The sequence below is a fragment of the Cupriavidus sp. FW305-F7 genome (assembly GCF_058782875.1).
This window is the reverse complement of sequence record NZ_JBYSYC010000103.1, coordinates 1-6,986: the sequence shown is the minus strand read 5'-3', so window position 1 is coordinate 6,986 and position 6,986 is coordinate 1. Positions and strand designations below refer to the sequence as shown.

Sequence of the window (6,986 nt, the reverse complement as noted above, 5' to 3'; positions counted from 1 at the left end):
TCGGTGACCGCTTCACCAACGCCCTACGCTGAGATTTATTTAACCGACCTCAGCACACAGAATTCCTGACACCTCCCATTCCACGGACATCGCATCAACGCCTTCGGCTGCCGCGCAAGCACCCAATGACCGCCAGCGCACTTTGAGCCTGCGCAGCAGCCGTAGGCGTTCCCGCGATGCCGTTTGCAGCAGGCGGCCTATGCCCTGCATGGGGATCGTTCAATAGTGGGTTAACGCAGGCACTGCCCCACACTCACATGGCGTAGCAGGGTCGAACGGGCACTCACGCCCAAACGGCAAGCACCACGCTCGAACCACCAGCGCCGTGGAATTGATTGCCAGCCGCATAGGCGACGCGTTTTTTGGTTACTTTTTGTCGCTCGGACAAGAAGTGACTCCCGGCTACGCCGGCGAACCAGCCCACGCCCACCAAGCGCCACATACCGCCCCCTGTCGAAAAGCCAAACACCCCACCCGCTATCCACCTTCACAAACCTATGGCACTGTGCCCCCATCATGGGGAACACGCCGCACCCAGCGGCCCACCGCCATAGTGACGACTAACCCACCTTCCCCCTTCCGCATCGCCCCACCCAACGTAAGCTATATTTACGCCGTTCCCGTCACACCGGCGGGTCCAAGGGAGAGCCATCCATGAGTTCAGGCCAGTTAATTGAGAAAATCGCAGCCGTCTTCGCGCTGATCGTGCTGATCGGCGGCTCACTGCTGGTGCTGGCGCCGTTCACCACCGCGCTGCTGTGGGGCGCGATCCTGGCCTTCAGCTCGTGGTACCCCTACACGGTACTGTCGCGCTGGCTGGGCAACCGGCGCAGCCTGGCGGCGCTGATCTGCGTGCTGCTCGCCACCGTGGTGGTGCTGGGTCCGTTCGTCTACGCCGGCGCCAGCTTCTCGGCGCACCTGGACGAGCTGTCCGCGCTGGTCGACCGCTATATGGAACACGGCATCCCGCAGTTACCCGCCTGGCTGAGCAGCCTGCCCTATGTCGGCTCCTACCTGCAGAATTCCTGGAACAGCGTCATCAATGCCGATTCCGAGATGGTCGCCAACCTGCGCAAGCTGATCGCCCCGGTTGGCCACGTGGTGCTGGGCGCCGGGCTGTCGATCGGCGCCGGGCTGGGCCAGCTGGCGCTGTCCATCATCCTGGCGTTCTTCTTCTACACCGGCGGCGAGTTCGCCATTGCCTGGCTGCGCGCGGGCATGCACCGCATCGCCGGCGAGCGCGCCGACCACCTGCTGGAGCTGGCCGGCAGCACCGTCAAGGGCGTGGTCTACGGCGTGCTGGGCACGGCCTTCATCCAGGCGGTGCTGGCCGGCGTCGGCCTGTGGATTGCGGGCGTGCCGGGCGCGGCCATCCTGGGCTTCGTGACCTTCTTCCTGTCGGTGATCCCGGTCGGCCCGCCGCTGGTGTGGCTGCCGGCCGCGCTGTGGCTGTACCACACCGGCGCCACCGGCTGGGCCGTCTTCCTGGTGATATGGGGCGTGGGCGTGGTCAGCATGGCTGACAACATCGTCAAGCCGCTGCTGATCAGCAAGGGCACCGGCATGCCGCTGATCTGGATCATGCTGGGGGTACTCGGCGGCGCGCTGGCGTTCGGCTTCCTGGGCGTGTTCATCGGCCCGACGCTGCTGGCCGTCGCCTATGCGCTGCTGCGCGACTGGACCATCGGCTCGCAGGCAGAGCTAAAGCAGGACCTGAAGCAGGGCGAGGCAGTGGCGGCCCCGCCGCCGGCGCCGGCCGTGGTCGACAACCCCGACGTCCCGCCGGCCACGACCGGCAAGCACCCCGGCTGATGGCAGGACACGACGCGCCCGGCGCGCCCGCCACCCCCGACCTGTCGCCGGCCATGCTGCACCGGCTGGTGGCGTGCGAATACTGTGACGCGGTCTACGAACGCACGCCGATCTCGCCCGGCGAGCGCGCGCTGTGCCTGCGCTGCGGCGGCGAGCTCTACCGCGAAAGCCGCCGCCAGTATCAACGGCTGCTGCCGCTGGTGATCACCGCGCTGATCCTGTTCCTGGTCTCCAACGCCTACCCGATCGTCGAGATGGACCTGCAGGGGGTCCGCACCCAGACCACGCTGCTGGGCGCCGTGCAGGCCCTGTACACCGACAAGATGGGGCTGGTGGCGGCACTGGTGTTCGCCACCACCATCCTGTTCCCGCTGGCTGAAATGCTGATGATGGCCTACCTGCTGGTGCCGATGGCGCAGCACCGCATGCCCGCAGGCTTCGACCGCATCGTGCGCGGCATCCGCCAGACCCGGCCCTGGGGCATGATCGAAGTCTTCATGATCGGCGTGCTGGTGACACTGGTGAAGCTGTCCAGCATGGCGCGCGTGCTGCCCGGCGTCGCGCTGTGGTCGTTCGCTGCGCTGGTGATCGTGCTGGCGGCGATGCTGTCGTTCGATCCGCGCGACCTGTGGCGCCATCTGGAAACACCCGATGACAATGCCACGGCCGCGGGCGAGGAAGGCCGATGACAGACCAGACGCAACGGCCGACGCAGCGTCCCCGCCAGCCGGGCGGCCGCCTGGCCCGCCCGCGCCAGCTGGCGCGCGAGGTGGTGGCCGAACTCACCGACGACGACGAGCGCAACCCGCTGCCGCAGGTCCCGACCGCCAGCCGGCTGGGCCTGCTGTCGTGCCACGCCTGTGACCTGGTCAGCCCGCGCACACTGGAGGGCGAGCCCTGCCCGCGCTGCGGCGCCACCCTGCACCATCGCAAGCCCGACAGCCTGGCGCGTACCTGGGCCTTCCTGCTCGCCGCCTTTATCCTCTATATTCCGGCCAATGTGCTGCCGGTGATGGTGACTCAGTCCATCCTCGGCACGCAGCAGGACACCATCCTGTCCGGCGTGATCTACCTGTGGCTGTCCGGCTCGCACATGCTCGCCGGGCTGGTGCTGATCGCCAGCATCATCGTGCCGCTGCTGAAGATGGTGATCCTCACCTTCCTGCTGCTGTCCGTGCATTTCCGCTCGACCTGGCGGATCCGGCAGCAGACCCGGCTGTACGGGCTGGTAGAGGTGATCGGCCGCTGGTCGATGCTCGATATTTTCGTGGTGGCGCTGCTGGCCTCGCTGGTGCGGGCCGGGGCGCTGGCCACCATCATCCCCGGCGGCGGCGCCATGGCCTTCGGCGCGGTCGTGGTCATGACCATGCTGGCCTCGCTCAGCTTCGATCCGCGCCTGCTGTGGGATTCGCTGGAAGACGACAATGCCCGACACTGACAACCAAGCCACCACGCCGGCGGGTTCGCCCCCGCCGGCACCGCCGGGCCTGCCGCGGCCCGAACGCCGGCGCCGCGCGCGCTGGCTGCCCTCGCTGGTGTGGCTAATCCCGATCGTGGCCGCGGTGGTCGGCATCTCGCTGCTGGTGCATACGCTGACCTCGCGCGGGCCGGAGATCACCGTCACCTTCCGCACCGCCGAAGGCCTGACGCCCGGCAAGACCGCGGTGCGCTACAAGGACGTCGACATCGGGCTGGTCAAGTCGGTGCGGCTGGCGCGCGACCGCTCGCACGTGGTGGCGTCGATTGACCTGACCAAGGACGCCGAGAACTTCGCCGTGGCCGACACCCGCTTCTGGGTGGTGCGCCCGCGCTTTGCGGCCAGTGGCGTGTCCGGGCTGGAGACGCTGCTGTCGGGCGCCTATATCGGCGTGGACGCGGGCAAGTCGCAGGAATCCGCGCGCGACTTCAAGGGGCTGGAAGTGCCGCCGGCGGTCACCACCGATGCCTCCGGCAAGCAGTTCGTGCTGCGCGCCTCGGAGCTGGGCTCGCTCGATATCGGTTCGCCGGTCTACTACCGGCGCGTGCTGGTGGGCCAGGTGGTGGCTTACCAGCTTGATCCCAACGGGCGCGACCTCACGCTGCGCGTGTTCGTCAACAAACCCTATGACAAGCTGGTCACCGCCGACACGCGCTTCTGGCATGCCAGCGGCGTCGACCTGAAGCTCGATGCCGGCGGGCTCAAGCTGTCGACGCAGTCGCTGGTGACGGTGCTGCTGGGCGGCGTCGCCTTCCAGGCGCCGGACCACACCACCGTCACCGACGCCGCGGCCGAGAACACGCAGTTCCTACTGGCCAACGACCAGGCCGAGGCGATGAAGGAGCCGGAAGAACTGGCGCCCACGCTGGCGGTGCTCAATTTCGACCAGTCCGTGCGCGGGCTGTCGCCGGGTGCACCGGTGGACTTCCGCGGCGTGATCGTGGGCCAGGTGCGTTCGATCGGCATCGAATACCAGCGCGACAAGAAGGCGTTCCGCATGCCCGTGGTGGTGGAGCTGTACCCGTCGCGCATGGGCTTCCGCGAACGCGATGTCGAAGACCGCGAGCGCGCGCGCAAGATCATCCAGGGGCTGCTGCAGCGTGGCATGCGCGCGCAACTGCGCACCGGCAACCTGCTCACCGGCCAGCTCTACGTGGCGCTCGACTTCTTCCCGAAGGCGCCGCCGGCCAAGGTCGACCTGGACGCGCCGATTCCTGAGTTCGCCACTACCCCAGGCACCTTCGATCAGATACAGGCGCAGGTCGGCGACATCGTCAACCGCATCGACAAGGTGCCGTTCGATCAGATCGGCCAGGACCTGCGCAGCACGGTGGCCAGCCTGAACAAGACGCTGGCAACGGCCGACAAGCTGGTGCAGCAGCTCAACGGCGACGTTGCACCACAGGTGCTGGCCGCGCTGCAGGACGCGCGCAAGACGCTGACCGCGGCCAACGGCACGCTGGCCTCGGACGCGCCGCTGCAGCAGGACACGCGCCGCATGCTGCAGGAGCTGACGCGCACCGCCACGTCGCTGCGCACGCTGACCGATTACCTCGAACGCCACCCTGAAGCGCTGCTGCGCGGCAAGCCGGAGCAAGAATGATGAAGCGCCTTACTCTCACCAGCCTCCTCGCCGGCGCGCTGGTCGCGGCCGTGCTGGCCGGGTGCGCCTCGCCCGAGCCGCGCTACTACACGCTGGCGCAGGGCGCGGTCGCGCCGCTGCCGGCCACGACGACGCCGGCATCGACCAACACGCTATGGCTGGAAGTCGCGCCGGTGCGCGTGCCGGAGCGGCTCAACCGCCCGCAACTGGTGGTGCGCGATGGCGGCGAGGCCGGCCTGCGCCTGCTGGACCTGGCGCGCTGGTCCGCGCCGCTGCCCGACGAGCTGCGCGACGCGCTGTCGCAACGCCTGCAGGCCACGCTGGGCGCGGTCGACACCTATCAGCAGGGGATGTCGGACGTGCAGCCGCTGTACCGGATCACCACGGAAGTGCTGCGCCTGGATGCCGACGTGGGCCAGCGTGCCGGCGCCACCATCAACTGGACCGTGCGGCGGCTGCCGGACGGCAAGGTGGTCAGCGGCCGCACCCAGGCAGAGCTGCCGGCGCCCGGCGCGGTCGATGGCGTCGTGGCGGCGTACCGCGAGATCGTCGCCAGCACGGCGGCCGATATCGCGGCCGGGGTGCAGTCGCTGCGGCCTTAGTCGTCGCCCCACGCCGCGGTGTCGCGCTCGCGGCGCGCGGCGGCTTCAGCGGCCCGCCGGTGAATCGCCTCGGCCATCGCCGCCAGGCACTCGGCCGCACCACCGTGCACCAGCTTCGCCGCACACGCCAGCATCAGGTTCTTGCCCAGCCCGAAATTCTCCACCACGAAGCCGCGCGCATCCAGCGGCGTGCCATCCTCGTCGGTGGCCACGGTGACGCGCGCGCGCAGCGTTCCCGCGTCCGCGCTGTAGGCCCAGACCGGCTTCTGCAGCGCCACCGCAAAGCCCACCTCGAACGCCGTGCCGGAATCCGGCTCGCCCGGTCCGCGGAAATCGTCAAGGTTGGCCATCACCATGTCGGCGCGCCGCAGCAGCGCGAGATTGGCGTCATAGATCCAGCGCGCGGTGTCGGCACCCGACAGGCCTTCGGGCGCGGATTTGTCGAGTGGATACAAGCCACTGAAGCCATGCGCTGCGCATAGCGCCTTGAGGTGCTCGCCCCAGGCGCGCGCATCCTTGCGAAAGACGTCGAAGCCAGCCAGGTAGATGGTTTTCATGGCACGTGAAGTAGGGCAACAGGGATCAGGATCGCAGCATAACCCGCCGCCCGCGGGCGCGATACCACCGGCCTGCACGAACATCGCACAACTTGCGCGCGCACGCTTTGCCTGCTCCCTGCGCATAGGAGGCCCTTGCGCTACCATTGCCCGTCCCCTCCTTGCATCCCGCATCCCATGCCTGCTCCCCAGATCCTCCAGGTCGGCCCGCTCGCGCCGCAGACCAACGCCACCCTGCAGCAACAATACGGCGCCGCCGCGCTGTGGCAGCAGGCCGATCCGATCGCGTGGGCGCGCAGCGAGGGCCAGCAGGTGCGCGTGGTGGTGACCTCGGCGCGCCACGGCTGCAGCGTGGCGCTGATCGATGCGCTGCCGCGCCTGGAAGCCATCGTCAGCTTCGGCGTCGGCTATGACGCGATCGCGCTGGACGCGGCCCGCGCGCGCGGCATCCAGGTCAGCAACACGCCCGACGTGCTCAACGACTGTGTTGCCGACCTGGCCTTCGGGCTGCTGCTGGATGCGGCGCGTGGCATCGCCCATGGCGACCGCTTCGTGCGCGCCGGGCGCTGGCCGCAGGGCGGCTTCCCGCTGACCACGCGCGTGTCGGGCAAGAAGCTCGGCATCCTGGGGCTGGGCCGCATCGGCGAGATCGTCGCGCGCCGCGCGCAGGGCTTCGACATGGAGATCGCGTACAACAACCGCCGCCTGCGCGAGGGCGCGCCGTGGCGCTTCGAGCCTGACTCTGAAGGCGCTGGCGACGTGGGCCGACTTCCTGGTGGTGGCCACCGTCGGCGGGCCGTCGACGGCCGGGCCGGGCTGGTATCGCGCGAGTTGACATCCTCCCCGTCCTCAGCCTTTGGCTGCCGCCTTACGGCGGAAAGGACGAGGATTCCTACGGCGCTACGTGATGCTCTACGTAGTCACTTCGGTGGGTT

Annotated in this window: 6 protein-coding genes and 1 pseudogene; 6 read left to right on the top strand and 1 reads right to left on the bottom strand. The window is 68.8% G+C overall.

The genetic code is table 11. From position 1 onward, the window contains the following. The first annotated feature begins 654 nt into the window (after positions 1 to 654). The 5 genes from AC3WL8_RS39580 to AC3WL8_RS39560 are packed head-to-tail and all read left to right on the top strand — an operon-like array spanning position 655 to position 5,494. Positions 655 to 1,812, top strand: coding sequence for an AI-2E family transporter (locus AC3WL8_RS39580; RefSeq protein WP_153956885.1), 1,158 nt, complete (start codon positions 655 to 657; stop codon positions 1,810 to 1,812). Next, the gene (locus AC3WL8_RS39575; RefSeq protein WP_153956884.1) at positions 1,812 to 2,501 is read left to right on the top strand and encodes a paraquat-inducible protein A; all 690 of its coding nucleotides are present in this window, start codon (positions 1,812 to 1,814) and stop codon (positions 2,499 to 2,501) included. The genes AC3WL8_RS39580 and AC3WL8_RS39575 overlap by 1 nt, the downstream gene beginning before the upstream one ends. Continuing rightward, a complete protein-coding gene (locus AC3WL8_RS39570) occupies positions 2,498 to 3,250 on the top strand; it encodes a paraquat-inducible protein A (protein ID WP_013955724.1) in 753 nt (250 codons plus the stop codon). Before AC3WL8_RS39575 ends, AC3WL8_RS39570 begins: the two co-directional genes overlap by 4 nt. Beyond that, entirely contained in the window at positions 3,237 to 4,892 is a 1,656-nt protein-coding gene (locus AC3WL8_RS39565; protein WP_211980769.1) for a PqiB family protein, read from the top strand. The genes AC3WL8_RS39570 and AC3WL8_RS39565 overlap by 14 nt, the downstream gene beginning before the upstream one ends. Beyond that, the gene (locus AC3WL8_RS39560) at positions 4,889 to 5,494 is read left to right on the top strand and encodes a PqiC family protein (RefSeq protein ID WP_211980768.1); all 606 of its coding nucleotides are present in this window, start codon (positions 4,889 to 4,891) and stop codon (positions 5,492 to 5,494) included. Before AC3WL8_RS39565 ends, AC3WL8_RS39560 begins: the two co-directional genes overlap by 4 nt. On the opposite strand, the gene AC3WL8_RS39555 is transcribed toward AC3WL8_RS39560, so the two are convergent. Further along, positions 5,491 to 6,051, bottom strand: coding sequence for a nucleoside 2-deoxyribosyltransferase (locus AC3WL8_RS39555; RefSeq protein ID WP_211980767.1), 561 nt, complete (start codon positions 6,049 to 6,051; stop codon positions 5,491 to 5,493). The genes AC3WL8_RS39560 and AC3WL8_RS39555 overlap by 4 nt on opposite strands. Positions 6,052 to 6,228: 177 nt before the next feature. Here AC3WL8_RS39555 and AC3WL8_RS39550 point away from each other — a divergent pair. After that, positions 6,229 to 6,862: pseudogene (locus AC3WL8_RS39550) on the top strand (NAD(P)-dependent oxidoreductase); the annotation flags it as partial. Positions 6,863 to 6,986 lie beyond the last annotated feature (124 nt).

Coding starts and splice junctions, on each gene's coding strand:
- AC3WL8_RS39580 (WP_153956885.1), top strand. CDS start 655: ATGAGTTCAGGCCAGTTAATTGAGAAAATCGCAGCCGTCTTCGCGCTG.
- AC3WL8_RS39575 (WP_153956884.1), top strand. CDS start 1,812: ATGGCAGGACACGACGCGCCCGGCGCGCCCGCCACCCCCGACCTGTCG.
- AC3WL8_RS39570 (WP_013955724.1), top strand. CDS start 2,498: ATGACAGACCAGACGCAACGGCCGACGCAGCGTCCCCGCCAGCCGGGC.
- AC3WL8_RS39555 (WP_211980767.1), bottom strand. CDS start 6,051: ATGAAAACCATCTACCTGGCTGGCTTCGACGTCTTTCGCAAGGATGCG.
- AC3WL8_RS39560 (WP_211980768.1), top strand. CDS start 4,889: ATGATGAAGCGCCTTACTCTCACCAGCCTCCTCGCCGGCGCGCTGGTC.
- AC3WL8_RS39565 (WP_211980769.1), top strand. CDS start 3,237: ATGCCCGACACTGACAACCAAGCCACCACGCCGGCGGGTTCGCCCCCG.